16 protein-coding genes are annotated in these 26,801 nt (G+C 59.0%); 7 read left to right on the top strand and 9 right to left on the bottom strand.

What is annotated here, in order from left to right:
• Positions 1-9: 9 nt before the first annotated feature.
• From baeR to yegD, 7 genes are all read right to left on the bottom strand, one after another.
• Positions 10-735, bottom strand: coding sequence for an envelope stress response regulator BaeR (gene baeR, locus M8013_RS15740; protein ID WP_271268731.1), 726 nt, complete (start codon positions 733-735; stop codon positions 10-12).
• Entirely contained in the window at positions 732-2,135 is a 1,404-nt protein-coding gene (gene baeS / locus M8013_RS15735; RefSeq protein ID WP_271268730.1) for an envelope stress sensor histidine kinase BaeS, read from the bottom strand. The genes baeR and baeS overlap by 4 nt, the downstream gene beginning before the upstream one ends.
• Positions 2,132-3,547: an MFS transporter gene (gene mdtD, locus M8013_RS15730; protein WP_271268729.1), complete on the bottom strand. Its 1,416-nt coding sequence runs from the start codon at positions 3,545-3,547 to the stop codon at positions 2,132-2,134. Before mdtD ends, baeS begins: the two co-directional genes overlap by 4 nt.
• Positions 3,548-6,625, bottom strand: coding sequence for a multidrug efflux RND transporter permease subunit MdtC (gene mdtC / locus M8013_RS15725; protein ID WP_271268728.1), 3,078 nt, complete (start codon positions 6,623-6,625; stop codon positions 3,548-3,550).
• On the bottom strand, positions 6,626-9,748 hold the full coding sequence (locus M8013_RS15720; RefSeq protein ID WP_271268727.1) for an MdtB/MuxB family multidrug efflux RND transporter permease subunit: 3,123 nt from the start codon (positions 9,746-9,748) through the stop codon (positions 6,626-6,628).
• Positions 9,748-10,980 carry an MdtA/MuxA family multidrug efflux RND transporter periplasmic adaptor subunit gene (locus M8013_RS15715; protein ID WP_271268726.1) on the bottom strand — a complete coding sequence of 411 codons (1,233 nt, stop codon included), beginning with the start codon at positions 10,978-10,980 and terminating at the stop codon, positions 9,748-9,750. The genes M8013_RS15720 and M8013_RS15715 overlap by 1 nt, the downstream gene beginning before the upstream one ends.
• Positions 10,981-11,193: 213 nt before the next feature.
• A complete protein-coding gene (gene yegD / locus M8013_RS15710) occupies positions 11,194-12,546 on the bottom strand; it encodes a molecular chaperone (RefSeq protein WP_271268725.1) in 1,353 nt (450 codons plus the stop codon).
• 132 nt (positions 12,547-12,678) lie between these two features.
• Between yegD and alkA the strand changes: the two genes are divergently transcribed.
• Complete coding sequence (alkA, locus tag M8013_RS15705) at positions 12,679-13,545, top strand: DNA-3-methyladenine glycosylase 2 (protein ID WP_271268724.1); 867 nt, start codon at positions 12,679-12,681, stop codon at positions 13,543-13,545.
• Here the strand turns inward: alkA and M8013_RS15700 are convergent.
• Entirely contained in the window at positions 13,513-16,842 is a 3,330-nt protein-coding gene (locus tag M8013_RS15700) for a diguanylate cyclase (protein ID WP_271268723.1), read from the bottom strand. The genes alkA and M8013_RS15700 overlap by 33 nt on opposite strands.
• Positions 16,843-17,184: 342 nt before the next feature.
• On the opposite strand from M8013_RS15700, the gene udk reads away from it, so the two are divergent.
• The 3 genes from udk to asmA all read left to right on the top strand — a co-directional run bounded on the left by udk (position 17,185) and on the right by asmA (position 20,376).
• Entirely contained in the window at positions 17,185-17,826 is a 642-nt protein-coding gene (udk, locus tag M8013_RS15695) for a uridine kinase (protein WP_271268722.1), read from the top strand.
• A 91-nt stretch (positions 17,827-17,917) separates the two neighbouring features.
• A complete protein-coding gene (gene dcd / locus M8013_RS15690) occupies positions 17,918-18,499 on the top strand; it encodes a dCTP deaminase (RefSeq protein WP_271268721.1) in 582 nt (193 codons plus the stop codon).
• 23 nt (positions 18,500-18,522) lie between these two features.
• On the top strand, positions 18,523-20,376 hold the full coding sequence (gene asmA / locus M8013_RS15685) for an outer membrane assembly protein AsmA (protein ID WP_271268720.1): 1,854 nt from the start codon (positions 18,523-18,525) through the stop codon (positions 20,374-20,376).
• Positions 20,377-20,757: 381 nt separating this feature from the next.
• On the opposite strand, the gene M8013_RS15680 is transcribed toward asmA, so the two are convergent.
• Complete coding sequence (locus M8013_RS15680) at positions 20,758-22,341, bottom strand: TerC family protein (RefSeq protein WP_271268719.1); 1,584 nt, start codon at positions 22,339-22,341, stop codon at positions 20,758-20,760.
• A 692-nt stretch (positions 22,342-23,033) separates the two neighbouring features.
• On the opposite strand from M8013_RS15680, the gene M8013_RS15675 reads away from it, so the two are divergent.
• From M8013_RS15675 to wzc, 3 genes are read left to right on the top strand one after another with little or no spacing between them, the layout of a single operon-like run.
• Positions 23,034-24,173, top strand: coding sequence for a polysaccharide export protein (locus M8013_RS15675; RefSeq protein WP_271268718.1), 1,140 nt, complete (start codon positions 23,034-23,036; stop codon positions 24,171-24,173).
• A gap of 6 nt (positions 24,174-24,179) precedes the next feature.
• Complete coding sequence (gene wzb / locus M8013_RS15670; protein ID WP_271268717.1) at positions 24,180-24,623, top strand: low molecular weight protein-tyrosine-phosphatase Wzb; 444 nt, start codon at positions 24,180-24,182, stop codon at positions 24,621-24,623.
• Positions 24,624-24,625: 2 nt separating this feature from the next.
• On the top strand, positions 24,626-26,788 hold the full coding sequence (gene wzc, locus M8013_RS15665) for a tyrosine-protein kinase Wzc (RefSeq protein ID WP_271268716.1): 2,163 nt from the start codon (positions 24,626-24,628) through the stop codon (positions 26,786-26,788).
• The last annotated feature ends 13 nt before the right edge of the window (positions 26,789-26,801 follow it).

Below are 26,801 nucleotides of genomic sequence, written 5' to 3'. Positions count from 1 at the left end.
TGTGTTACCTCACTGACCCATCCGGCACGCATCCGCTTCCCAGCGATACCCCACCCCGTACACCGCGCGAATAAACGACTGTTCGGCGTCGAGCGCTTCCAGCTTGCGGCGCAGGTTTTTAATGTGGCTGTCGATAGTGCGGTCGGTCACCACCCGGTAGTCGTCGTAAAGCTGGTTCAACAGCTGCTCGCGGGAGAACACTTTTCCCGGCTCGTGCGACAGGGTTTTCAGCAGACGAAATTCCGCAGGCGTTAAATCCAGCATCTTGCCGCGCCAGCTCGCCTGGAAGCGCCCTTCGTCAATGATCAGTGGGCTTTCGGCATCCATTTCTTGCAGTTCACGCCTTGGCTTGCAGCGGCGCAAAATGGTCTTCACCCGGGCCACCACTTCGCGCGGACTGTACGGTTTGCAGATGTAGTCGTCAGCGCCGATCTCCAGCCCCAGCAGGCGGTCGATCTCTTCGATTTTGGCCGTCACCATCACAATCGGCACTTCCGAGAAGCGGCGGATCTCGCGGCACAGGGTCAGGCCGTCGGTGCCGGGCAGCATCAGATCCAACAGGATCAGATCCGGCGGCGTCTGGCGCACATACGCCAGCACTTTATCGCCGTGGCTGATAAGCGAAGGGGCATAACTTGCCGCACGCAGATAGTCGATCAGGAGCTGTCCCAGCTTCGGTTCGTCTTCGACGATCAGGATCCGGGGGGTGTTTTCGTCAATCGGTAACTCAGTCATGCTTCTCTCGATAAATCGCGTTCCAGCGGTAGCTCTACTGTAATGCTAACCCCACCAAAAGGCGAATGGGCGGCACGGAGGGTTCCGCCGTGAGCTTCGACAATGTTGACACAAATCGCCAGCCCCAGCCCGGAGCCGCCGCTGGCGCGGTTACGGGAACCTTCGGTGCGGTAAAAGCGCTCAAATAACTTTGTTAACTGTTCATCGGTCACGCCCGGCGCGGTGTCGGCGAAGGTGAGCGCAAAACGCTGATCTTCACAGATGCCGGAGATGCGCAGCGCGCCGCCCGGATCGGTATAGCGCAGGCAGTTTTCCAGCAGATTGTTGAACAGCTGCATTAGCCGGTCGCGATCGCCAAACACCACGGCGTTCTCCGGCAGCGACAGCTCAATGCGCAAATCCCGGCTGGCAAAGCGATCGCGGAAGGCACCGCTGGCCACTTCCAGAATATTAATCACGTCGACCGGCGCTTTTTGATACGCCAGGGCTCCTTCGTCGGACATCGACAGCTGGTGCAGATCGTTGACCAGCTTGGTCAGGGTGCCGACCTCGGCCTGCAAAGAGGTGACCGATTCCGGGGTGAACTTGCGTACCCCGTCCTGGATCGCCTCCAGCTCGCCGCGCAGCACCGCGAGCGGGGTGCGCAGCTCGTGAGAGATATCCGCCATAAAATCCCGGCGCATCTGCTGGTTCTTTTCCAGCGTGCTGGCGAGCTGATTAAAGTCCTGCGCCAGTTTGCCCAGTTCGTCCTGGCTGCGGGTATCTACCCGGGTGGAAAAGTTGCCCGCCGCCAGCTGGTGGGTGCCGTCCACCAGCCGTTTCACCGGGGCCAGCAGACCGCGCGCCACCGGGAAGGTGGCCAGCGCCGCCAGCAGGGTGGAGAGGGCGACAATCAGCCAGCTGGTCTGGCGCTGCTGGCGGTCAAAGTTGATATCGGTATTGCGCGTCAGCCGCTCGACCGGCGAGGCAATCACCCAGCCGACCGCCTCGCCGTTCACCTGGATTGCCCGCTTTGAGCCGTCTTTCGGTACCGGCGCGCGCGGGCCAACCAGCACGCGCTTCTGCTGATCGACAACCCAGAACTGGGTGCGCCAGCCGTGCGGCGGCATGCCCGCGCCGGGGCGATCGTCGTCGGTGTCGTGCTCCAGCGAGCGCAGGATCTGGAAGACAAAGCGATCATTGTTGCGTAAAAAGCGCCAGTTGCCGTGCAGGGCATACTGCTCGGCCAGCGCGTCGCTCAGCCCCTGCAGCCGCTGCTCGTTGCCGTGCTTAATGTAGTCGATAAAGCCGCGCTCAAAGCTGACTCTTACCGCCCAGTGCATGGTGACCAGCAGGACAATACAAGTGGTGAATATCGCCAGAAACAGCTTGCCGGTAATGCCGGGACGCCATAATTTCATGGTTCACTCCTTTTGCGCCGACGGATGACGTCATTCTTGCTGGTGTCATCGGGAACCCGGGCGAAGACGGCAGCGGGCAGGGCGATAATCAGCGCCATGCTCAGGTAGGTGTACAGGAACACCTGATGGACCACCGGGCTGTCAGCCGCCAGATGCTGCTGGCCGTACATCCCCAGCAGCAGCCCGGCGACGGTCACGCCGATACTCATTGAGAGCTGCATAACCATCGACAGCAGGCTGTTGCCGCTGCTCGCCAGTTCATCGGGCAGATCTTTCAGCGTCAGGGTATTCATCGACGAGAAGCGGATAGAGTTGATTATTCCCTGGAAGAACAGCACCAGCGGCAGGACGTAGTACCAGCCCAGCAGGGCGACGCCCATAAACAGCAGGCTGACCAGCGCCAGCCCCAGCGTGGAGGCCACCAGCACCCGGCGATATCCGAAGTAGTTCACCACCTGCACCACGATGCGCTTCATCCCCATGCTACCCAGCACCATCGGGATCATCATCAGCCCGGCATGGAACGGCGAAAAGCCGAGTCCAATCTGCAGAAACACCGGAGTCATAAACGGCAGCATGCCGCTGCCGATGCGCCCGGCAAAGCTGCCGAGCAGCCCGAGCCGGTAGGTGGGATTGCGAAACAGCGTCAGGCTGAACAGGGCGCGGTCGTTGTCTCTGGCATGCCACAGATACCACAGAATCGAGATCGCCCCAATCGCCACCAGTCCGGCCAGCGACAGGGTGGAGATCCCAAGCCCTTTCTGGCCATCGAGCGCGAGGGTCAGCGTCGCCATCCCCGCCGCCAGCAGGAAAAAGCCCACCAGATCGAAGCGGCGGGTTTGCATGGTGTAGTTCGGCATCAGCATTAAGGTGGCAATTGCCCCGATAATGCCCACCGGCAGGTTGATCAGGAAGATCCAGTGCCAGGAGGCGTACTCCACTAACATTCCGCCGAGCGCCGGGCCGAGCAGCGGCCCGACCTGTCCGGGCAGGGTGACAAAGGTCATGGCTGCCATGTACTGCGCGCGCGGCACGATCTTCATCACCGTCAGCCTGCCCACCGGTACCATCATCGCCCCGCCGACGCCCTGCAGTACCCGGGCCATGATCAGCTCATTGAGGGTGTCAGCCTGGGCACAAAACAGCGAGCCGGCGGTAAACAGCACAATGGCGGTAAAGAAGATATTACGCACCCCGACCTTGTCCGCCAGCCAGCCGCTGGCGGGCAGCATCACTGCCACCGTCAGCACGTAGGCGACAATCACCATATGCATATGCAGCGGGCTCTCGCCCAGGCTTTTGGCCATCGAGGGGAGGGCCGTGTTGACGATGGTGGTATCCAGCGCCTGCATAAAAAAGCCAAAGGCGACTATCCATAGCTGCCAGCGAACGTTGCGCGGAAGGTCAGTCATTTATCCCCTTACCGTCTCTTTGTTTTTAGATGAAAAACGCACCCGCAGGCGGTCAAAGAACAGATAGACCACCGGCGTAGTGTACAGCGTCAGCAGCTGGCTCATCACCAGCCCACCCACAATGGTGATCCCCAGCGGCTGGCGCAGTTCTGCGCCGTCGCCTGCGGAAATCACCAGCGGCAGCGCGCCAAACAGCGCCGCCAGGGTGGTCATCATGATCGGACGAAAACGCAGCAGGCAGGCCTGGAAGATGGCTTCCTGTGGGGTCATATTACCGTTGCGCTGCGCCTCCAGCGCAAAGTCGACCATCATGATGGCGTTCTTCTTGACGATGCCGATCAGCAGCATAATGCCGATCAGCGCAATCAGGCTGAACGGCGCGCCAAACAGCTCCAGCGCCAGCAGCGCCCCGACGCCCGCCGAAGGCAGCGTCGAGAGGATGGTCAGCGGGTGGACATAGCTTTCATACAGGATGCCGAGCACGATATAGACCGTGGCGATCGCCGCCAGAATCAAAATGACCTGCGAGTTCATGGTCTGCTGGAAGACCTGCGCAGTTCCGGCAAAACTGCCGCGCACCGTGGACGGCACCCCAAGCTGGGTCATGGTGCGGGTGATCGCCTCGCTGGCCTCAGAGAGCGACGAGCCGGTCGGCAGGTTGAACGACACGGTCGACGCCGCCGACAGTCCCTGGTGGTTGACCGACAGCGGCGCATTAGACGGCCGCCAACTGGCGAAATAGGCGAGCGGAATCGCCTTACCCTCGTTATTGATCACAAACATCTTATCCAGCGCGCTGATATCCTGGGTATAGCGCGGATCGACCTCCATCACCACCTTGTACTGATTCATCGGCTGATAGATGGTCGAGATTTGCCGCTGGCCAAAGGCGTTGTTCAGCAGGCTGTTGGCGGCCTCAACGTTGATCCCCAGCCGCGACATGGTTTCGCGGTCGTAGGTCAATGCCATCTCGGCACCGTTGTCCTGCTGGTCGGAGTTAACGTCCGCCAGCTCCGGCAGTGCCGCCAGCGCTTTGCGGATTTTGGGTTCCCACTCGCGCAGCGCGGCGAGATCGTCCGACAGCAGGGTGTACTGATAGCTGGCGTTAGACTGACGCCCGCCGACGCGAATATCCTGCACCGCCACCAGGAACATATTCGCCCCCGGCTCTTTTGCCAGTTTGACGCGCAGGCGGTCGATCACCTGCTGGGCACTTTCGTTACGCACGTCGCGCGGTTTGAGGGTGATGAACATCATCCCGCTGTTCACCCGCGATCCGCCGGTAAAGCCGGTGACGTTATCCACGGCCTGATCTTCACGGATGATCTTCATGAAATCCTGCAGCTTGCCGCGCATCGCCTGGAACGAGATGCTCTGGTCGGCCTGAATACCGCCCATCAGCACCCCGGTGTCCTGCTCCGGGAAGAAGGTTTTCGGGATGGTGATGTACATCCAGACGTTGAGTGCGATGGTGCCAATCAGTACCAGCCCGACGACCCGGGTATGATTCAGCACCCATTTTAGTGATTTGCCGTAGCCTTCCTGCAGGGCGATCAGCATCCGGCCAAAGCCCTGTTTACGCGGCTGAGAATGGGGCGGGCTGCGCTTAAGCATCCAGCCGCACATCATCGGGGTCAGGGTCAGCGACACCACCAGCGAAATGCCGATCGCCACCGACAGCGTGACCGCAAACTCACGCAGCAGACGCCCCGGCAGGCCGTCCATCAGCAGCAGCGGCAGGAATACCGCCACCAGCGACAGGCTCATCGACAGCACCGTAAAGCCCACTTCGCGGGTGCCCTGTAACGCCGCCTGCAGCGGCTTCATGCCCGCCTCAAGGTGGCGGGAGATGTTCTCCAGCACCACGATGGCGTCATCCACCACAAAGCCGGTGGCGATGGTCAGGGCCATCAGCGACAGGTTGTTGAGGCTAAAGCCGCACAGGTACATGGCGGCGAAAGTGCCAATCAGCGACACCGGCACCGCCACGGCGGGGATCAGCGTCGCGCGACCGGATCGCAGGAACAGGAACACCACCAGAATCACCAGCGCCACCGAGATAATCAGCGTTTGCTCGACTTCCTCCAGCGAGGCGCGGATGGTCGGGGAGCGGTCCTGGGCAATCTGCAGGTCGATAGCCGCCGGAATGGTCTCCTGCAGCTCCGGCAGTCGCGCGCGGATGCTGTTCACCGTCTGAATAATATTGGCTTCCGGCAGCTTGCGGATCATCAGTAGAATGGCCGGTTTGGCGTTGGTCATCCCGGCGTTGCGTACGTCCTGCACCGAGTCGGTGACGCTCGCCACGTCGCTTAAGCGCACCGCCGCGCCGTTGTTGTAATGAATGATCAGCGGCTGATATTCGGCGGCGGTTTTTAGCTCATCGTTGGTCTGGAGCTGCCAGCGGCGCGAACCGTCCTCGACCGCCCCCTGCGGTCGGCGCACGTTGGCGTTGCTGATGGCGCTGCGCACGTCGTCGAGCGAGACGCCCTGGTTAAACAGCGCCTGCGGGTTCAGCCCCACGCGCACCGCAGGCAAAGAGCTGCCGCCGACGTCGACATCGCCCACGCCGTCGATCTGGGCGATGGTTTGCGCCAGCTGGGTGGAGGCAAAATCGTACAGCTGACCCTGGGAGTATGTATCCGAGGTCAGGGTCAGGATCATGATCGGCGAATCGGACGGGTTAGCTTTCCGGTAGGTCGGGCGGCTCGGCATCCCGCTTGGCAGCAGGCTTTGGGCGGCGTTGATCGCCGCCTGCACGTCGCGCGCCGCGCCGTTGATATCGCGGTTAAAGTTAAATTCCAGAATGATGCGCGTGCTGCCCAGCGAGCTGCTGGAGGTCATTTCGTTGACCCCGGCAATGCGCCCGAGCGAGCGCTCCAGCGGGGTGGCAACCGACGACGCCATCGTCTCTGGCGAGGCACCCGGCAGCGAAGCGCTGACCATGATCACCGGGAAATCCACCTGCGGCAGCGGGGCAACCGGCAGTAAACGAAAGCCCAGCACGCCGCACAGGGTAATAGCCAGCGAGAGCAAAATCGTCGCCACCGGGCGGTGAATGAAGAGGGCGAAAAACCTCACTTATGCCTCCTCTTCACGCGTCGGGAAACGCGCCTTGATCTTCAGCGCCAGGCTATCAAACAGCAGATAGATAACCGGCGTGGTGAACAGCGTCAGCACCTGGCTGACCAGCAGACCGCCGACCATGCCAATCCCCAACGGACGCCGCAGCTCTGCACCGACGCCGGTACTGAGCATGAGTGGCAATGCGCCTAACAGCGCCGCCAAAGTCGTCATCAGGATCGGACGAAAACGCAGCAGGCAGGCCTGGTAGATGGCCTCACGCGGTGCCATTCCCTGTTCGCGCTCGGCGGCGAGGGCAAAGTCGATCATCATGATGGCGTTTTTCTTGACGATCCCGATCAGCAGGATGATGCCGATGATGGCAATCACATCCAGCTCGCTGCCCGCCAGCATCAGCGCCAGCAGCGCCCCGACGCCCGCAGTGGGCAGGGTCGAGAGAATGGTGATCGGGTGGATAAAGCTCTCGTACAGCACGCCGAGGACGATATACATCGCCACAACCGCCGCGACAATCAGCCAGATGGTATTGCCGAGCGCCGCCTGGAAGGCGAGGGTGCTGCCCTGGAACTGGGTCTGGATGTCGGACGGGAAGCTCAGTTCTTTCTCGGCGGCGAGAATGGCTTCGACCGCCTCGCCCAGCGAATAGTCGTCCGGGACGTTAAACGAGATGGTGGTGGACGGGAACTGATCCAGATGGTTAATCGCCAGCGGCGTATAGCGCTCTTCCACTTTTGCAATCGCGCTCAATGGCACAATGCCGCCGCTGCTGCTGGTCATGCGCACCGAGTCGAGCCCCGCCAGGCCCGGTGTCTGCCGGGTATCGTGCTCCAGCACCACCCGATACTGGTTGGCCTGGGTATAGATAGTGGAGATCAGCCGCTGCCCGAAGGCGTTGTACAGGGCGTTATCGACATCGGCCATGGTAATGCCCAGCCGGCTGGCGCTGTCGCGATCGACGTTAATGTACGCCGCCAGCCCTTTGTCCTGCCAGTCGCTGCTGACGTCCGAAAGCTGCGGCAACTGCTGCAGACGCGTCACCAGCTGCGGTACCCAGGTGCTGAGGGCGTCGAGGCTGGTGGCCTGCAGGGTGAACTGGTACTGCGTCCGGCTCACGGTGGTATCGATGGTCAGATCCTGGGTCGGCTGCAGATACAGTTCCACGCCCGGGATCCGGTCCACGGCGCTTTGCAGACGGTCGATCACCGTGTTCACCCGGTCGTCACGATCGCTCAGCGGTTTGAGGTTAATTTGCAGACGGGCGCTGTTCAGCGACGGATTCGTGCCGTCAACGCCGACAAACGAGGTCAGGCTTTCGACCGCCGGATCTTTCATCAGCACCTGCGCCACCTGCTGCTGGCGCTGGGCCATGCTGGCAAACGACACCGACTGCGGTGCCTGCAATGTGCCCTGAATAATGCCGTTATCCTGGATTGGGAAGAAGCCTTTCGGGATCATCACCCACAGCAGCACGCTCAGGGCCAGGGTGCCCAGCGCCACGCCGAGGGTCGCCCACGGATGGTTAAGCACTTTGGTCAGCATCCGGCCATAGGCAGCAATAATGCGCTCGAACATCCGCTCCGAGGCGCGGGAGAAACGGTTCTGCTTGCGCAGGGATTCGGCGCTGAGCATGCGGGCGCACATCATCGGGGTGAGCGTCAGCGACACCACGGCGGAGATCAGGATCGCCACCGCCAGCGTGACCGCAAACTCGCGGAACAGACGCCCGACGATATCCCCCATAAACAGCAGCGGGATCAGCACCGCAATCAGCGAGAAGGTCAGCGAGATAATGGTAAAGCCGATTTCGCCCGCGCCTTTCAGCGCCGCCGCCAGCGGCTTTTCACCCTTCTCGATATAGCGCGAGATGTTCTCGATGACCACGATGGCATCATCCACCACAAAGCCGGTGGCGATGGTCAGGGCCATCAGCGTCAGGTTGTTGATCGAAAAATCGAGAAACACCATCACCGCAAAGGTGCCCACCAGCGACAGCGGCACCGCCACGGCGGGAATAAGGGTCGCCGGTACGTTACGCAGAAACAGGTAGATGATCATCACCACCAGCGCCATCGCCAGCATCAACTCAAACTGGGTATCGTTGACCGAGGCGCGAATGTTGGTGGTGCGGTCCGACAGCACCTTAACGCTGACCGACTTCGGCAGGCTATCAATCAGTGCAGGAAGCATGGTGCGAATGCTGTCGGCGGTATCAATAATATTGGCCCCTGGCTGGCGCTGGACGTTCATCACAATCGCCTGCTGCTGGTTCGCCCATGCCCCGAGCCAGCTGTTTTCAGCCCCTTGTTCCACGGTTGCCACATCGCCCAATCGGATCGCCGCCCCGTTCTGGTAAGCGACAATCAGCTGGCGATACTCGTCGGCAGACTGCATCTGGTCGTTGGCGGAGAGGGTGACTGCGCGAGTCGGGCCATCGAGCGAGCCTTTCGCCGAGTTGACGTTGGCGCTGCTGATAGCGGTGCGGATGGTTTCGCTGGTCAGCCCCAGGGCGGCAATCGCCTGGGCGTTCAGCTTAACGCGCACCGCCGGGCGCTGGCCGCCGGAGAGTGTTACCAGCCCGACGCCGGAGACCTGAGAGATCTTCTGCGCGACGCGGGTTTCGACCATGTCTTCGACCTGGGTCATCGGCATGGCGGATGAGGTGACGGCGAGGGTCATGATCGGCGGATCCGCCGGGTTAACTTTGCTGTACACCGGCGGGTTGGGCAGGTCAGACGGCAGCAGGTTAGTGGCGGCATTAATCGCGGCCTGTACCTCCTGCTCGGCCACGTCCAGCGGCAGGGTCAGCTGGAACTGCAGCGTCACCACCGAGGCACCGCCGGAGCTTTGCGAGGACATCTGTTTCAAGCCCGACATCTGGCCGAACTGACGTTCCAGCGGGGCGGTAATGGCCGAGGTCACCACATCCGGGCTGGCGCCAGGGTAGAGCGTCACCACCTGGATGGTGGGGTAATCTACTTCAGGCAGGGCAGAGACCGGCAGGAAGCGGTAGCCGATGATCCCCGCCAGCAGGATCGCGACCATCATCAAGGTGGTGGCAACCGGACGCAGGATAAACAGGCGTGACGGCCCGCCCGTGGAGCTGGGTGGTAACACCTGCATCAGGAGTGTGCTCCCTGGGTTTTATGTTCACGCTTAGCCGGTTGGGCCGGGGTGGCGCTGTGGGCGTCCACCACTTCGACGGTCGCGCCTTCGGTCAGACGGTCGATGCCGTCGGTGACCACGCGATCGCCCGCTGACAGCCCGGCGGCGATCACCACGGTCAGGCTGTCCTGAATGCCCGGTTTCACCAGATGCTTACTGACCTTGTTTTCGCTGTTCAGTACCCAGACGAAGTTACCTTCGTTACCCATCTGCAGCGCGGCGGTAGGGATCACCACCGCGTTCTCTTCGGTGGCGACCAGCATGCGGGCGTTAACAAACTGGTTGGGGAACAGGGCGTCATCCTGATTGCTAAAGCGCGCTTTCAGCTTGATGGTGCCGGTGGTGGTGTCGATCTGGTTGTCGAGGCTCAGCAGGGTGCCGTCGCTCAGCTTCTGCTTGTTGGCCCGATCCCAGGCTTCTACCGTCAGCGACTGGCCCGCTTTCTGCGCCTGCATCACGGTGGCGATATCGCTTTCCGGCAGGGTGAAGATCAGGTCGATAGGATGAGTCTGGGTGATCACCACGATCCCGGTGGTATCGCCGCTGGAGATTTGATTGCCGATATCCACCTGTTTTAAGCCCACGCGCCCGTCGATGGGGGCGGTGATGCGGCTCCAGTCCAGCTGCAGCTGGGCGCTGGCGACGGCGGCCTGGTCGGCTTTAATCGTACCGAGGCTTTCACTGACCAGCGCCTGCTGGGCGTCAAGCTCCTGGCGGGAGACGAGGTTGGTCTTCACCAGCTGCTGGTAGCGCGCCAGATCGCGGCGGGCATTGGCAAGGGTAGCGTTATCTTTCGCCAGTTGTCCCTGGGCCTGGGCCAGCGCCACTTTGAACTGGCTGGGGTCGACTTCGGCCAGCAAATCGCCGGCTTTCACCTGCTGTCCTTCCTGGAAGTGCAGGGCCAGCAGTTGACCGTCGACGCGGCTGCGGACGGTGGCGGTATTGGCGGCAGTAATGGTGCCAAGGCCGGAGAGATAGCGCGGCACGGACTTGCTGACCGCCGTCGCGGCCTGCACCGGTGCCAGCGCAGCGCCACGCATCCCGTGGCGTCCACCGCCCGCAGCGCGCGACGGCTGGCTGGTAGCACCGGCCGGGGCCGAGGTGTGTTGATGCCAGTACCAGGCGGCGGCAACGACCACCACAATGATGCCAGCGGCGATTGCCCAGCGGGATTTTTGTCGGCCTTTCATCGTTATACGTACTCTTCCTGAATCAATGCGGGAAATGATACTAGTTTAGTCAGGCAGGGGAGCAGAAAAATGGAGGAAATATGGAAGACTGTCTGGAATTGTCTGATTAGGGGGATAGTGCAGTTTGTGTGCCGGGTGGCGGCTGCGCCTTACCCGGCCTACGATGCGGGTTTTGTAGGCCGGGCAAGCGCAGCGCCGCCCGGCATGTGCACACTAGCTAAAAACCACCTGCGCCCAACGGGCCAGTCCGGCGGTGACGGAGCCGAAGTCATCGCCCCCGGCAATCGGAATGCCCGGCAGTTGTTGCGCCAGCGCTTTCTTGATCAGCGGTGAACGAGCGCTACCGCCGGTCAGGTAGATCACATCCGGCTTTTGGTTGCCGTTATCCAGCGCCAGCTGAACCTGCTCCAGAATGCGCTGCAGCGGCTGTGCAAGCGCTGCCTCCAGCCCTTGCTGGCTGATGGCGGTGGCCAGTTCATCGCTTATAAACGGCAGAGTGACCGCGTGTTCCGTGGCGTCTGACAGCGCGATTTTGCTCTCTTCGGCGCTGCGCACCATGCGGTAGCTCAGGCGCTGACGCCACACTTTATGCAGCAGCGCCACTTTGTCGCCGTCCTGCGCATCGCGCACCAGATCGTTGAGGAAACGGCCATTGGCAACGCTGTAAAAATCGCTTTGCGCAGGGACGTCGTTGATTGCGACGGCGTTCCACCACGGCAGGATCGGCAGCGCGGTGCCTTTTTCAGTCTGTCCGCCCATACCCAGCAGCGGCATCAGGCTCTTAAAGGCCAGCGCGATATCCAGGTCGTTACCGCCGATACGGCAGCCGCTGTGTCCCAGCAGGCTGGTTTCGCGATCGCGACGCTGACGCCACTGCGGGCCCATCAGCAGTAATGAACAGTCGGTGGTCCCGCCGCCGATATCGACAACCAGCACGCGCTTCTCTTCGCTGAGGGTGGCTTCAAAATCCAGACCGGCGGCAACAGGTTCGTACTGGAACACCACATCGCGGAAACCGGCCCGCTGGGCGGCGCGTTCAAGAATACCCTGCGCCTGCTGGTTGGCCTCATCGCCACCCAGCCCCTGGAAGTTGATCGGGCGACCAATCACGGCCTGGGTTATCTCTTCCGTCAGCTGCGACTGCGCCTGCTGGCGAATATGCAGCATCATGGCGCAGACCAGATCTTCAAACAGCGCCACCTGCTGCGGCTTCAGACCGCTGGCACCGAGGAACGATTTCGGTGACTTAACGAAGTACACCTCTTCCGGATCCTCAATATAGTGACCCAGCGACGACAGGCCAAACTGCACGCTGGCCGGCGTCACGTCGATATCTTCGTCGCGGTTGAAATTCACCGCGCGGCGCAGCAACGCCTGGGTTTCCGCGCCGGTGGCCGGAACCTGATGATGGCGGAACAGCCACTCGCTCACCGCTTCGCGGGTCGGCGCACAGATCATCGACGGCAGCAGCGTGCTGTTGTTTTCCATTTTGAGCAGCTGTGGCTGCCCGTTTTGCATCACCGCAACGGAACAGTTGGCGGTGCCATAGTCAAATCCAATAAACACTGCAGGATCCCCATGCCATTGAGAAGGGGCGAGACTTTAGCGAAATGTCAGGCTGGCGACAACAGGAATATGAAAGCAAGGCACAACCGCCTAAGTCCGTTTATGCTGTGATAACACCTAAAAGGAGCAACCATGTTTACCCTCAGCTGGCAGCCACCCTATGACTGGCAATGGATGTTAGATTTTCTCGCCGCCCGTGCTGTTGCCGGTGTGGAAACCGTCACCGCCACGGACTACACGCGCAGTTTTGCCTGCGAAGGGCACCGCGGGCTGATCCGCGTGACGCCGGATTTGCAGGCCTGCGCGTTACAGGTGACGTTGAGCGAAGGCCTGCTGCCGGTCGCCGATTTGTGTCTGGAGCGTATTAGCCGCCTGTTCGATCTGGATTGCGATCCACAGCAGGTGTTAGAGACCCTCGGGGATCTCGGTGAGGCGCGGCCCGGTCTGCGCCTGCCGGGCTCAATGGATGCGTTCGAACAGGGCGTGCGCGCCATTCTTGGACAACTGGTCAGCGTGTCGATGGCGGCGAAGCTGGCGGGTCGGGTGGCGGCGCAGTATGACGAACCCCTTGCGCAGACCGACTACGTCTGTTTTCCGACCCCGGCGGCACTGGCGCAGGCCGACCCTATGGCGCTGAAAGCGCTGGGAATGCCGGTCAAGCGGGCGGAATCGCTGATCCATCTGGCACAGTCGGCGGTAGCGGGGCAGTTTCCGGCGCAGACGCCGAGTGATATTGAAAGCGCAATGAAAGCCCTGCAAACCCGGCCGGGGATTGGTCGCTGGACGGCAAACTATTTTGCTCTGCGCGGCTGGCAGGCGAAAGATGTCTTCTTACCGGACGATTATCTGATTAAACAGCGCTTTGCCGGGATGACCCCCGCGCAAATCCGCCGCTATGCTACGCGCTGGCAGCCGTGGCGCTCTTATGCCCTGCTGCACATCTGGTACACCGAGGGCTGGACGCCGTCAGTTGATGGCGAAATAGCTGGTATTGAGTAGCAGTTCCAGCGGCTGCGGTTCGCCAATGGTGTCGCCAAAGATATAGTCGATGCCAATCCCGGAGAGGGTATCCATCATGATGGGCTGATTGCTTGGCCCGGCGATGGTTTTCATCCCCAGCCGCACGGCGTGGCCTTGAATAATGGTCACCAGCATCTCATCCATCAAATTGCCGTGGACGTTGATCACCAGTTCCGGGTCGATCAGCAGGTAGTCGGCCATGTGGCTATTCAGGTGGTTAAACACCTCCATATCGCGCCCGACGTGGCTGAGCACAATCCGGCACCCGGCATGGCGCAGCTTCTGCAGATTCATGCGGAGTTTGTCATCCGCCTGAGTCAGCACGCTGACGTGCACCACCAGGTGCAGCAGACGCGACGGGAGCAGACTTTTGTCGAGCATCTCCAGCAGCTCATCCACCAGCGTGATGCTGGCCAGTCCGGCCATCGACAGCGGCAGGGCCACGCCCATGCCTTTATGGGTCAGCGGCGCGGCAAAATTACGGAAAAATTCCTGCAAAATACGTCTGTCGAGAGCGTGGATCAGTTCAGGTTCGGCCAGCCCGGCGCGGAAGGCCTGCTCTTCAAGCATCTTTCCTTCACTGGTCCACAGACGCAGGGACAGTATCCAGAAGTTGCTGCTTTCCGGAATCCGCGGGGAGGCGACGCTGCGGGCGATCATCAACAAATGGTTGTCTTTGATCATGTGCCACTGCTCATCGAGCGAAATCGCGTCCTGCGCGTTCTGCATCCGTTCCTGCTGCGGCTCATAGACCGTCACCACTCCGCGACCGCTATTTTTGGAGGAGTAACAGGCAATATCGGCCTGCGACATCACTTCGGCCGCCTGGTGGTTACGATCGTCTATCTGAGTGATCCCGGCGCTGGCACCAATCCGGTGCAGCCGGCCTTCCCACATAAAGTGATACTCGTTGATCGCCGTAATCAGGCGACCGACGATATAGCGTGCGCTTTCGGTGTTGCAGTCCGGCAGCAGCAGGCCAAATTCATCTCCGCCCAGACGCGCCAGCATGTCGCTGGAGCGCAACATGCTCAGCATCAGCGAGGAGAGCTCCCGCAGCAGGGCATCGCCCGCCGCGTGACCTGCGGTATCGTTGACGGCTTTAAAGCGATCCAGATCGATAAACACCAGCGCATGGCGCTGACGCGTCTCCTGCACGGTCTGCAGCATTCGCTTGAGATAGCTTTCGAAACTGACGCGGTTTGCCAGGTGGGTGAGGGCGTCATGAGAGGCGTTGTAGCTCAGCTCGCGCAGCATCTTGCGCGATTCGGTGACGTCCTGGATCACCAGCACCGAGCCGATATTCTGCCCGTCGAGGGTGCTCAGTGGCGTAATGCTGTAGTGGATGTCGTAGCTGCCGCCGCTGCGGCTGTGCAGCACCACGTCCTGTTCCATGTCAGTACGCGACATATCGCCGCTGTGAATATTCTCCATCAGCGGGCCGTTATCGCCGAAGGTGATGTGCAGCACCGAGAGGATCGGCTGGGACAGCGCTTCATGCTGCAGCCAGCCGCTCATTTTTTCTGCCACCGGGTTCATAAAGGTGACGTTCATATTGATATCGGTACAGAGCACCGCTTCGCCGATGGAGTCGAGGGTAATGTGCAGACGCTCTTTTTCCTGGAACAGCGCCTCGTTCAGCTCTTTGACCTCGGTCATGTCCATGTTGATGCCGAGCAGGCGCTCCACTTCACCCTGCTTATTCAGTACCCGGTTTGCCAGCGCACGGATGTGGCGCACGCCGTCTTTCACCCGGATGCGGAACTCAATCTTGAACGGAGTGCGGGCCGCCAGCGAGTCGCGTACCACCTGTTCGGCCTGGGCGCGATCTTCAGGCAACATGCATTCGTGCCACAGTTGCCAGGTCGGTTTGATGTGCGCAGGCACCTCGTACAACTCGAACATGCGCTTATCCCAGCTGATCACGTCCGGCTTAACATCCCACTCCCAGATGCCAATGCCACCGGCTTCGTTGGCCAGCGTAATCCGCTCCATCAGACGTTTGTTGACCCACTCGGTATGCTTAAGATCGTTAATGTCTTCGATCTGGGCGATAAAGTAGAGCGGCGTGCCGTCGGCGTGGCGCACCAGCGACACGGCCAGCAGCGCCCAGACCACTTCGCCGTTGCGGGTGTAGTAGCGTTTCTCCAGTGAATAGCTGTTTATCTCGCCTCTGAGCAGCCGGTCCAGCTGCGTCATGTCGTTATGCAGATCTTCCGGCCAGGTCATCTGCTGGAAGGAGAGTGACTGGAGTTCGGACTGGCTGTAGCCGAGGAACTGGCACAAGGCTTTGTTGGCTTGTAGCCACTGGCCTTCGATACCGACCAGCGCCATGCCGATAACGGAATACTCCATCGCATTGCGGAAGCGTTCTTCGCTCTCGGTGATGTGCTTGCGCTCGGCGCGGAAGGCATACATCACCATGGTCATCACGTTGGCGGGGAGCAGCATCATCAGGAACGGCAGCCACGGGGCATTGACCATCGCGCTGGCATTTTGCGTCACCAGCGGGATCGGGTTGGTGGCGATCATCAGCGAGACCATCATCACCGTCACCAGGAACACCAGAAACGCTTCAAGGCGCGGCAGGCGCACCGCACTCCACATTAGCAGCACGATAATGGCGGTAAAAGGCCACGGCAGAAAACGCAGCGAGATCCAGCTCAGCACCATAGTGATGACCATAGTGACCAGCGTTTCTAACAGCAATTTGGGGTTGCGATGACGCAGCAGATAGTGCGGTTTGAACAGCAGGCCCAGCGGCACCAGCGCCAGCGAACCGACGGACTCTGAAAGCACCCACACAAAAAAGTTGCGCAGCGGCGCATCGCCCGGCGCCAGTAAATAAACCAGCACGCCACCCAATACCGGCGGGATCAGGGCGCTACCGATTGCCAGGCGGATCCAGTCCCCGAGATTTTGCAGCGGATTATACCAGGGCAGCAGTTTGCGCAGTAACAGGGCGCCAGCGCAGGCTTCGAGAACGTTGATCAACCCATACCACAGATTGATCATCTCCCAGGAGAAGAGCATCCATGAGGCCGCCAGATTACCTAAGGTGCACGCCAGGGCAATGCCCGGCCACATTTTCCCGGCGTGGCGATAAAACGCCACCATCATAATGGCGGTCGGGAACCACAAAGGTGCGAGAAATGTTCCGAAACGCGTTAATTCGAGTGAGAAAAGGGCAAAGATAAAGGTAAGTAAACCAAGACTGACAAGCCGTAGTAAAGGATGGGGCGTAGTGACCAAAACGCGCTGGTATTTTTTATTCATTACCGCTTATCCGAAGACGCCGTGCCGCCAGGAGTCAACTCCGGACGCGTTCATTTTTTAATTTCGATCATGCTAGTACAAACAATTTACAATTAATATGGCGACCGCTCATAATTTGACATCGCAGGGTTATTAAATACTTATCCTGCAAAAAATTCATCTTTAACGCGTTAAAACTGAACGTTTAAATTTGCGTCAGGGGGAATTCGCGCGCACTTTGAACGCGTCTCGCAATACCTGCCTATTCGACTGGTATCGGGCCCGCGAAATCCCTATAATTGACGGGTTTGACGCTCAGGCGTCGTCCTTCCTTACATCCAGGTTACTCAGGTCGCAAAATTTATGACTGATAAGTCTCATCAGTGCGTCATTATAGGCATCGCCGGCGCATCGGCTTCAGGTAAAAGTCTCATTGCCAGTACGCTTTACCGTGAATTACGTGAACAGGTCGGTGATGAGCACATCGGCGTCATTCCAGAAGACAGCTATTACAAAGATCAAAGCCATCTGTCGATGGAAGAGCGTGTTAAAACCAACTACGACCATCCAAGTGCGATGGATCACAGTCTGCTGTTCCAGCATCTTCAGGCTCTGAAGAACGGCATCGCCATTGAGCTGCCGGTGTATAGCTATGTGGAACACACCCGTCTTCAGGACACCGTCCGCATTGAGCCGAAAAAGGTCATTATCCTCGAAGGGATCCTGCTGCTGACCGACGCTCGCCTGCGCGAATCCATGAATTTCTCGATTTTTGTCGACACCCCGCTGGATATCTGCCTGATGCGCCGCATCAAGCGCGACGTCAACGAGCGCGGCCGCTCAATGGATTCGGTGATGGCGCAGTATCAGAAAACCGTCCGTCCAATGTTCCTGCAGTTTATTGATCCATCCAAACAGTATGCCGACATTATCGTGCCGCGCGGGGGTAAAAACCGCATCGCGATTGATATTCTGAAAGCGAAAATCAGCCAGTTTTTTGAATAACACGCGCAAATTGTGTACCGTTCAACGATAACCGCGTTCGCCCTCTGGCAGGGTTTGCCCGAGGGCGCAGTGCACGAAAGGAGAAAGTGGCATGCGTCTTTGTGACCAAGATATTGAAGCCTGGCTGGACGAAGGCCGTCTGGTAATCACCCCGCGCCCGCCGGTAGAGCGGATTAACGGCGTGACCGTCGATGTGCGTCTGGGCAATAAGTTTCGTACCTTTAGCGGCCATACCGCCCCCTTTATTGACTTGAGCGGGCCAAAAGACGAAGTTAGCGCTGCGCTTGAACGCGTGATGAGCGACGAAATTGTGCTGGCTGATGGCGAGGCTTTTTACCTGCATCCGGGTGAACTGGCCTTAGCAGTGACCTTTGAGTCGATCACCCTGCCTGCGGATCTGGTGGGCTGGCTTGACGGGCGCTCGTCGCTGGCGCGTCTTGGACTGATGGTCCACGTCACCGCACACCGTATCGATCCCGGCTGGTCCGGCCGCATCGTGCTGGAATTTTTCAACGCCGGTAAACTGCCTCTGGCCCTGCGTCCCGGCATGATGATTGGCGCATTGAGTTTCGAGCCATTAAGCAATCCGGCGGTGCGTCCGTACAACCGCCGTCAGGATGCCAAATACCGCGACCAGCAAGGTGCAGTCGCCAGTCGTATCGATAAAGACTGACCCCCCGGCGCACAGAGGAAGCCATGAGAAGAGTTCTGACCACGCTGATGATCTTGCTGGTTGTGCTGGTTGCTGGCCTGTCAGCGTTGGTTCTGCTGGTTAATCCCAACGACTTTCGTGCCTACATGGTGCGTCAGGTTGAGGCGCGTAGTGGCTACACGCTGAAACTGGACGGGCCGCTGCGCTGGCACGTCTGGCCGCAGCTCAGCATTCTTTCCGGGCGCATGTCGTTGACTGCGCCGGGCGCTTCTGCGGCGGTGATTGCCGCAGATAATATGCGTCTGGATGTGGCGCTGCTCCCGCTGTTGTCGCACCAGTTGCAGGTCAACCAGGTGATGCTGAAAGGGGCGGTGATCCAGCTCACCCCGCAAACCGAGGCGGTGCGCAATGTTGATGCGCCGGTAGCACCGCGCGAAAACACCTTGCCTGACAAAGCCGAAGATACCGGCTGGTCGTTTGATATTGGCCGCCTGAAAGTGGCGGACAGCGTGCTGGTGTTCCAGCATGAAGACGACGAGCAGGTCACGGTGCGCAATCTCAACCTGCAAATGGAGCAGGACGAACACCACAAGGGCACGCTCGAATTCAGCGCCCGCGTGAACCGCAATCAGCGCGATCTGACGATCGCGTTCCATGCCAACGTCGATGCCTCTGATTACCCGCATCTGCTGAGCACAGATATCCAGCAGCTTAGCTGGCAGTTGACCGGTGCCGATCTGCCGACCCAGGGCATCACCGGCAAGGGCGATCTGCAGGCGCAGTGGCAGGAGGAGCATAAAAAGCTCGAACTCAATAAGCTCAATCTGCAGGCCAATGACAGTGCACTGACCGGCCAGGCCAGCGTGATCCTGAGCAACGAACCGCAGTGGAACATTGACCTGCAGTTCGACAAGCTCAATCTGGAAACCTTGCTCCCGGCGCAGGCGGCGGTCTCAGCGGCCGATCGCGAGGCGACCCAGCAGGGGCAAAAGCAACCGAAGCAGACGCGCCCGGTGATCTCCTCTAACCTCGACCAGCCGGACTACAACGGTCTGCGCGGCTTTGATGCTGACATTCTGCTGAAGGCGAACAGCGTGCGCTGGCGGGGAATGGATTTCACCCAGGTAAGCAGCCAGATGAGCAACGCCAACGGGCTTCTGACTATCACTGAACTGAGCGGTAAGATGGGGCAGGGGCATCTGTCGCTGCCCGGTACGCTGGACGTGCGTAAAGCCAACGCCCAGGCGGCCTTCCAGCCGCGTCTCGACAATATTGAGATCGGTACCATTCTGAAGGCGTTCGACTATCCGATCTCGCTGACCGGCAGCCTGACGATGGCGGGGGATTTTGCGGGCAGCAAGATCGATGCCGAAGCGTTCCGTCGCAGCTGGCAGGGCGATGCGCACATCGACATGCGCAACACCCGGATGGAAGGCCTTAACTTCCAGCAGTTAGTCCAGCAGGCGGTCGAGCGCAGCAGTAACGTCAAAGTGCAGGATAACTTTGACAACGCTACCCGTCTGGACAGTTTCGTGACCGACCTGTCGCTCAACAACGGTCAGCTGGCGCTGGATAACATGCAGGGCAACTCACCGATGCTGACCCTCGAAGGCGACGGTAAGCTCGACCTGGTGAAAGAGACGGCCAACACTCGCTTTAAAATCCGGGTGCTGGAAGGTTGGCTGGGCGAAGGGAAGCTGATCGATTTCCTGAAAGAGACGCCAATCCCGCTGAACGTCTACGGCAACTGGCAGGCGCTGAACTACAGCCTCCAAGTGGATCAGCTGCTGCGTAAACATCTGCAGGATGAAGCGAAGCGGCGGCTGGGAGACTGGGCCGAGAAAAACAAAGATTCGAAAAACAGCAAAGATGTGAAGAAGTTGCTGGATAAGCTTTAGCCGTGAATAACGCTCATGCTTGTGGTGTGAAGGTTAGGATGAGGGGAACATGATGCTCTGGTGGAGGTTCCGTTCACTTTACGTTCCTTGCTACTCTGAAATCACCGAACCGGTGAACGTGCCATGGCGGCTCAATCGCCGCCGCCCTGGCAACCCGGGCTACCGGCAAGAAAATCGTCGCTGCGCGGTTCCCTCAGCTTATTCCTCCAGGCTTTCGGGTCGGGCACCAGCCTGCATCCATGCAGGCTATGCCCTCTCGGCGCGTCCCTGCGCCTCGCCCCGGCCTTACGGAAACGCTTCGGCGATTTTCAGCCGGACCAGGGTGCCGCTGTAACCTGTTTATTCTCTTGTCAGAGTGTTATGGCGTTAGAAAACTATAACTTACAGCTCGTAATCCCCATCCTCATCGATGCTTAGCGGGATCAGCTGCACCTTCTGCACCCGGTGGTTCTCCACCTCCAGCGTTTTCAACGCATAATCCCCCACCTGAACTTCTTCTCCTGGCTGCGGAATACGCTGTAGATTCTCCATCAGCAGACCGGCTATCGTGTGGTATTCGCGCTTCTCGTCCAGCGGCAGCGGCACGTACTGCACCAGATCCTCCAGCGGCATATGGCCGTTGGCGGTCCAGCTGCCGTCGGCGTTCTTCTGAATATCATGCCGGGCGTCGAGCTCTTCCACTTCGTTAGGCAGATTCCCGGCGATGGTCTCCATCACGTCGCTGAGTGTCACCAGCCCTTCCACAGAACCAAACTCATCCACCACAAAGGCGAAGTGGGTACGGGCATTGCGGAACTGTTCCAGCGCCTGCAGCAACGGCAATCCTTCCGGGAAGACCAGCGGCTGGCGTATCAGCGCGCGCAGGTTCAGCGCCTCGCCGTGCAGCTGTTGATTGAGCAGGTCGATAACATGCACCACCCCCAACAGCTCCTCTTCCTGTTCGCCGCCAGTCACCACGATGCGGGTGTGCTGGTTCTTCTCCAGCAGGGCGCGAATACTCATCTCCGGCGCATTCAGGTCGATATGCTCGATATCATGGCGCGAGGTCATGATGCTGCTAACGGAACGCTGATTGAGGTTCAATACTCGCTCAATCATCCGCCGCTCCTGCGGATCAAAGATCGGGTTGTTATCGTGATCCGCCAGCAGCGAGGACGACTGCGCGTCCAGTTCAGCATCCTCTTTTCGGCCGCTCAGCAGGCGTACGACTGTTTCTGCCGTACGCTGGCGCAGCGTCTGGTTAGCCCACAGGAACCGACGGCGGTTGAAGATCGCCAGCTGGTTCAGCGCCTCAATAATGACCGAGAAGCCAATTGCGGCGTACAGATACCCTTTCGGAATATGGAAGCCAAACCCGTCGGCCACCAGGCTGAAGCCAATCATCAGCAGGAAGCTCAGACAGAGGATCACAATCGTCGGGTGGTTATTCACAAAGCGCGTCAACGCCTTGCTGGCCATCAGCATCAGGATAATGGCGATAATCACCGCGGCCATCATTACCGGCAGATGGTCGACCATCCCTACAGCGGTGATCACCGAATCCAGTGAGAAGACGGCATCCAGCACCACGATCTGCGCCACCACTGGCCAGAATCTGGCACCGCGCCGCTGGGTGGGATTGTCGCTGTCTTTCCCTTCCAGCCTTTCGTTGAGTTCGACCGTGGCCTTGAAAATAAGGAACAGCCCGCCGAAGAGCATGATCAGATCCCGGGCGCTAAAGCCGTGGTGGTACACCGTAAACAGCGGGCGGGTGAGCGTCACCAGCCAGGAGATAGAGGCCAGCAGCAGCAGGCGCATCACCATCGCCAGCAGCAGGCCGGTGATACGGGCGCGGTCGCGCTGCGCGGGAGGCAGTTTTTCGGCGAGAATGGCAATAAAGACCAGGTTATCGATACCGAGCACAAGTTCCAGCAACACCAGGGTCACCAGACCGGCCCATATTGATGGATCTGCTATCCATTCCATAGTGGGAGTAATACCTCATGTGAGATGACAATTGTCACATTCCGATCATGGATACCAGGGCGAGAAAATGCAACCCGGTCGGCAATTTCTCGCGACTGTCTGGCGGAAAAAACGACAGTTATTCTCCCTGCACTCTGTGCGTTAATAGCGTAAATTGTCTGGAATACGTTAAAATAAGAAATATCGCATGCTGAATTTATCCCTTTAATAATGTCAATATAAAGTAATTCCTAAAAGCATGGGAATGATACCGTTAATATTAATCTTAAAAGGCATTTCCTTGCGGATGTTTCCTTGCCTGCTATTCCGTTAGCTGCAACAATTCTTCCAGCATCACATACCTCTGTATCTTGCTGCTATTTTTTGTGTCGGTTTAATCGCCTGAAAAATAATATTAGGTTCGGATTTATCCTGCCTGACATATTTTTTCATTAAGCCATGCCAATGAGGGTGTTTATCCATAACTTACTGTTTATGCAGTGGATTGGTAACTGAAAGCCAAGGGCGGTAGCGTGCCTGAAGGCGTGTTAATCAGCCTCGATTATTCTGTCAATAGCCTGGTGGTGCATTAAACGCTTTTAGGACTGATACCAGTTATATTTCTGTTTTATTAACTGCATGCTAAAAGTAATCCCGCACCTCGCTTATTTAATTGTACAGGGTAATTACTCTGCCAAAGTGATAAATAATCAATGATGAAATCCAAACTGAAATTGATGCCATTATTGGTGTCTGTGACCTTGATGAGTGGTTGCACGATCTTACCCGGCAGCAATATGTCGACGATGGGCAAGGATGTGATTAAACAGCAGGACGCTGATTTCGATATTGACCGCATGGTGAATGTTTATCCCCTGACCCCTCGACTGGTCGAACAATTACGCCCGCGCCCGAATGTGGCGCAGCCAAACGTCAGCCTCGACCAGGAGATTGCTGCCTATCAGTACCGCGTCGGGCCGGGTGATGTGATTAACGTCACCGTCTGGGATCACCCCGAGTTGACCACCCCCGCCGGTCAATATCGTAGCTCCAGCGATGCCGGTAACTGGGTGCAGCCGGACGGCACCATGTTCTATCCCTACGTCGGCAAAGTGCGCGTCGTCGGCAAAAGCCTCTCCGAAATCCGCAGTGATATCACCGGGCGTCTGGCGCAGTACATCGCCGATCCGCAGGTGGACGTGAACATCGCCGCCTTCCGCTCGCAAAAAGCCTACGTTTCCGGCCAGGTGAATAAATCCGGCCAGCAACCTATCACCAACGTGCCGCTGACCGTGCTTGACGCCGTCAACGCCGCGGGCGGTCTGACCGATACGGCGGACTGGCGCAACGTGGTGCTGACCCATGAAGGCAAAGAGCAGCGCATCTCGCTGCAGGCGCTGATGCAGAACGGCGATCTGAGCCAGAACCGACTGCTCTATCCGGGCGACATCCTGTTTGTCCCACGCAATGACGATCTGAAAGTGTTCGTGATGGGTGAAGTGAAAAAACAGAGCACCCTCAAGATGGACTTCAGCGGCATGACGCTGACCGAAGCGCTGGGCACGGCGGAAGGGCTGGATATGAACACCTCCAACGCCAGCGGTATCTTCGTGATCCGTCCGCTGAAAGGCGAGGGCAGTGCGAAAGGCAAGATTGCCAACATCTACCAGCTGGATATGTCCGATGCCACTTCGCTGGTGATGGCGACCGAATTCCGCCTCCAGCCGTATGACGTGGTGTATGTCACCACCGCACCGGTTTCTCGCTGGAACCGCCTGATTAACCAGTTGCTGCCAACCATCAATGGCGTCCGCTACATGACGGACACGGCACGCGACGTCCATACCTGGTGATCCGCGATGTTTAACAAAATTCTGGTGGTATGCGTGGGGAACATCTGCCGTTCCCCTACGGCTGAGCGGCTGTTGCAGCAGTATCAACCGAGGCTGACCGTGGCGTCGGCCGGGCTCGGGGCGTTGGTCGGCAAAGGGGCTGATGCCCAGGCCAGCCGCGTGGCGGCAGACAATCAGCTTTCGCTGGACGGGCACTGTGCTCGTCAGGTTTCTGCCCGCCTGTGTCGGGACTATGACCTGATCCTCACGATGGAAAAACGCCACATTCATGCCCTGTGCGACATCGCACCGGAAATGCGCGGCAAGGTGATGCTGTTTGGTCACTGGGACAATGAGCGCGAGATCCCCGATCCGTATCGCAAAAGCCGTGAAGCGTTTGAGGCGGTTTACACCTTACTCGACCAGTCTGCTCGCCAGTGGGCGCAGGCACTGAACGTTCAGCAGGGATAACAATGACAGCAAACGTAAAACCTTCTGCCGCCTCCTCTACGGGCAGCGATGAAATTGATATTGGTCGCCTGGTCGGGACCGTCGTAGAGGCGCGCTGGTGGGTACTGGGGATCACCGCGGTATTTGCCGCCGCGGCAGTGATTTACACCCTCTTTGCTACCCCGATCTACAGCGCCGATGCGCTGGTACAGATTGAACAAAACAGCGGTAATTCATTGGTGCAGGACATTGGTTCCGCGCTGTCGAACAAGCCACCGGCTTCACAGGCAGAAATTCAGCTGATCCAGTCCCGTCTGGTGCTGGGTAAAACGGTGGACGAGCTGGATCTGGATATCGGCGTCAGCAAAAACAGCTTCCCGGTGTTTGGTGCTGGCTGGGATCGACTGATGGGCCGGGCGAACGACACGGTGAAAGTGACCACCTTCACCCTACCCGCTGGGGCAGGGGGGCAGATCTTCACCCTCGAGGTGCTGGGGCCTAAGCAGTATCAACTCACCAGCGATGCCGGCTTTAGCGCCAAAGGCGAGGTCGGGACGATGCTGGAGAAAGACGGCGTCAGCATGATGGTCAGCGCTATTCAGGCCGGGACGGGCAGCGAGTTTACGGTCAGTAAATTCTCGATGCTGGGGATGATCAACAATCTGCAAGGCAACCTGACGGTCACCGAAAACGGCAAGGACACCGGGGTGCTGAGCATGAACTTCACCGGGGAGGATAAAGACCGGATCCGCGCCATCCTCAACAGCATTACCCGCAACTACCTCGAGCAGAACGTGCAGCGCAAGTCGGAAGAGGCGTCAAAAAGCCTCGCCTTCCTCGCGAAGCAGCTTCCGGAAGTCCGTGCCCACCTGGATGAAGCAGAGAACAAGCTTAACGCCTATCGCCAGGACAAAGACTCTGTCGACCTGCCGCTGGAAGCCAAGTCAGTGCTGGATTCGATGGTTAATATCGACGCCCAGCTGAACGAGCTGACCTTTAAAGAAGCCGAGATCTCCAAGCTTTACACCAAACGTCACCCGGCGTACCGCACCCTGCTGGAAAAACGCCAGACCCTCGAAGACGAGAAGTCGAAGCTCAATGGCCGCGTCACCGCGATGCCAAAAACCCAGCAGGAAATTGTGCGTCTGACCCGCGACGTGGAGTCCGGTCAGCAGGTCTATATGCAGCTGCTGAACAAACAGCAGGAGCTGAAGATCACCGAAGCCAGCACCGTGGGCGACGTGCGTATCGTCGACCCGGCCATCACCCAGCCCGGCGTGCTGAAGCCGAAGAAAGCGCTGATTATCCTGGGCAGCATTATTCTTGGCCTGATGCTCTCCATCGTCGGCGTGCTGCTGCGTTCGCTGTTTAACCGGGGAATCGAAAGCCCGCAGGTGCTGGAAGAGCACGGGATCAACGTCTACGCCAGCATCCCGTTATCCGAATGGCAGAAGTCGCGCGATAGCGTCAAAACCGTCCATGGCGTGAAGCGCTACAAGCAGAGCCAGCTGCTGGCGGTGGGTAACCCGACGGATCTGGCCATCGAAGCCATTCGTAGCCTGCGCACCAGCCTGCACTTCGCGATGATGCAGGCCAACAACAACGTCCTGATGCTGACCGGGGTCAGCCCGTCAATTGGTAAGACCTTTGTCTGCGCCAACCTGGCGGCGGTGGTCAGCCAGACCCAAAAGCGGGTGCTGCTGATCGACTGCGATATGCGTAAGGGCTATACCCACGAACTGCTCGGCACCAATAACGTTAACGGTCTGTCGGACATCCTGCTCGGTAAAGGTGACATCAGCCAGTGCGCCAAACCGACCTCGATCACCAATTTCGACCTCGTGTCGCGTGGCCAGGTGCCGCCGAACCCGTCGGAGCTGCTGATGAGCGAGCGTTTCAGCCAGCTGGTGGAGTGGGCGAGTAAACACTACGACCTGGTGCTGATCGATACCCCGCCAATTCTGGCCGTTACCGACGCGGCGATTGTCGGTCGCCACGCCGGCACCACCCTGATGGTGGCGCGCTATGCGGTCAACACCCTGAAAGAGGTGGAAACCAGCCTGAGCCGCTTTGAACAAAACGGCATCGCGGTGAAAGGGGTGATCCTCAACTCCATCTTCCGCCGCGCCAGCGGGTATCAGGACTACGGGTATTACGAGTACGAATACAAATCGGACAGCAAGTAATGAGCCATTCGGG

Source organism: Silvania confinis (assembly GCF_025564085.1).
Classification (GTDB): Bacteria; Pseudomonadota; Gammaproteobacteria; order Enterobacterales; family Enterobacteriaceae; genus Enterobacter; species Enterobacter confinis.
Note: the sequence above shows the minus strand (reverse complement) of the source record. Positions and strands in the feature narration are given on the sequence as shown.

What these genes read in the sequence shown, in the direction of transcription:
- baeR (WP_271268731.1), bottom strand. Translation starts at nt 735, where the DNA reads ATGACTGAGTTACCGATTGACGAAAACACCCCCCGGATCCTGATCGTC.
- baeS (WP_271268730.1), bottom strand. Translation starts at nt 2,135, where the DNA reads ATGAAATTATGGCGTCCCGGCATTACCGGCAAGCTGTTTCTGGCGATA.
- mdtD (WP_271268729.1), bottom strand. Translation starts at nt 3,547, where the DNA reads ATGACTGACCTTCCGCGCAACGTTCGCTGGCAGCTATGGATAGTCGCC.
- M8013_RS15720 (WP_271268727.1), bottom strand. Translation starts at nt 9,748, where the DNA reads ATGCAGGTGTTACCACCCAGCTCCACGGGCGGGCCGTCACGCCTGTTT.
- M8013_RS15715 (WP_271268726.1), bottom strand. Translation starts at nt 10,980, where the DNA reads ATGAAAGGCCGACAAAAATCCCGCTGGGCAATCGCCGCTGGCATCATT.
- alkA (WP_271268724.1), top strand. Translation starts at nt 12,679, where the DNA reads ATGTTTACCCTCAGCTGGCAGCCACCCTATGACTGGCAATGGATGTTA.
- M8013_RS15700 (WP_271268723.1), bottom strand. Translation starts at nt 16,842, where the DNA reads ATGAATAAAAAATACCAGCGCGTTTTGGTCACTACGCCCCATCCTTTA.
- udk (WP_271268722.1), top strand. Translation starts at nt 17,185, where the DNA reads ATGACTGATAAGTCTCATCAGTGCGTCATTATAGGCATCGCCGGCGCA.
- dcd (WP_271268721.1), top strand. Translation starts at nt 17,918, where the DNA reads ATGCGTCTTTGTGACCAAGATATTGAAGCCTGGCTGGACGAAGGCCGT.
- asmA (WP_271268720.1), top strand. Translation starts at nt 18,523, where the DNA reads ATGAGAAGAGTTCTGACCACGCTGATGATCTTGCTGGTTGTGCTGGTT.
- M8013_RS15680 (WP_271268719.1), bottom strand. Translation starts at nt 22,341, where the DNA reads ATGGAATGGATAGCAGATCCATCAATATGGGCCGGTCTGGTGACCCTG.
- M8013_RS15675 (WP_271268718.1), top strand. Translation starts at nt 23,034, where the DNA reads ATGATGAAATCCAAACTGAAATTGATGCCATTATTGGTGTCTGTGACC.
- wzb (WP_271268717.1), top strand. Translation starts at nt 24,180, where the DNA reads ATGTTTAACAAAATTCTGGTGGTATGCGTGGGGAACATCTGCCGTTCC.
- wzc (WP_271268716.1), top strand. Translation starts at nt 24,626, where the DNA reads ATGACAGCAAACGTAAAACCTTCTGCCGCCTCCTCTACGGGCAGCGAT.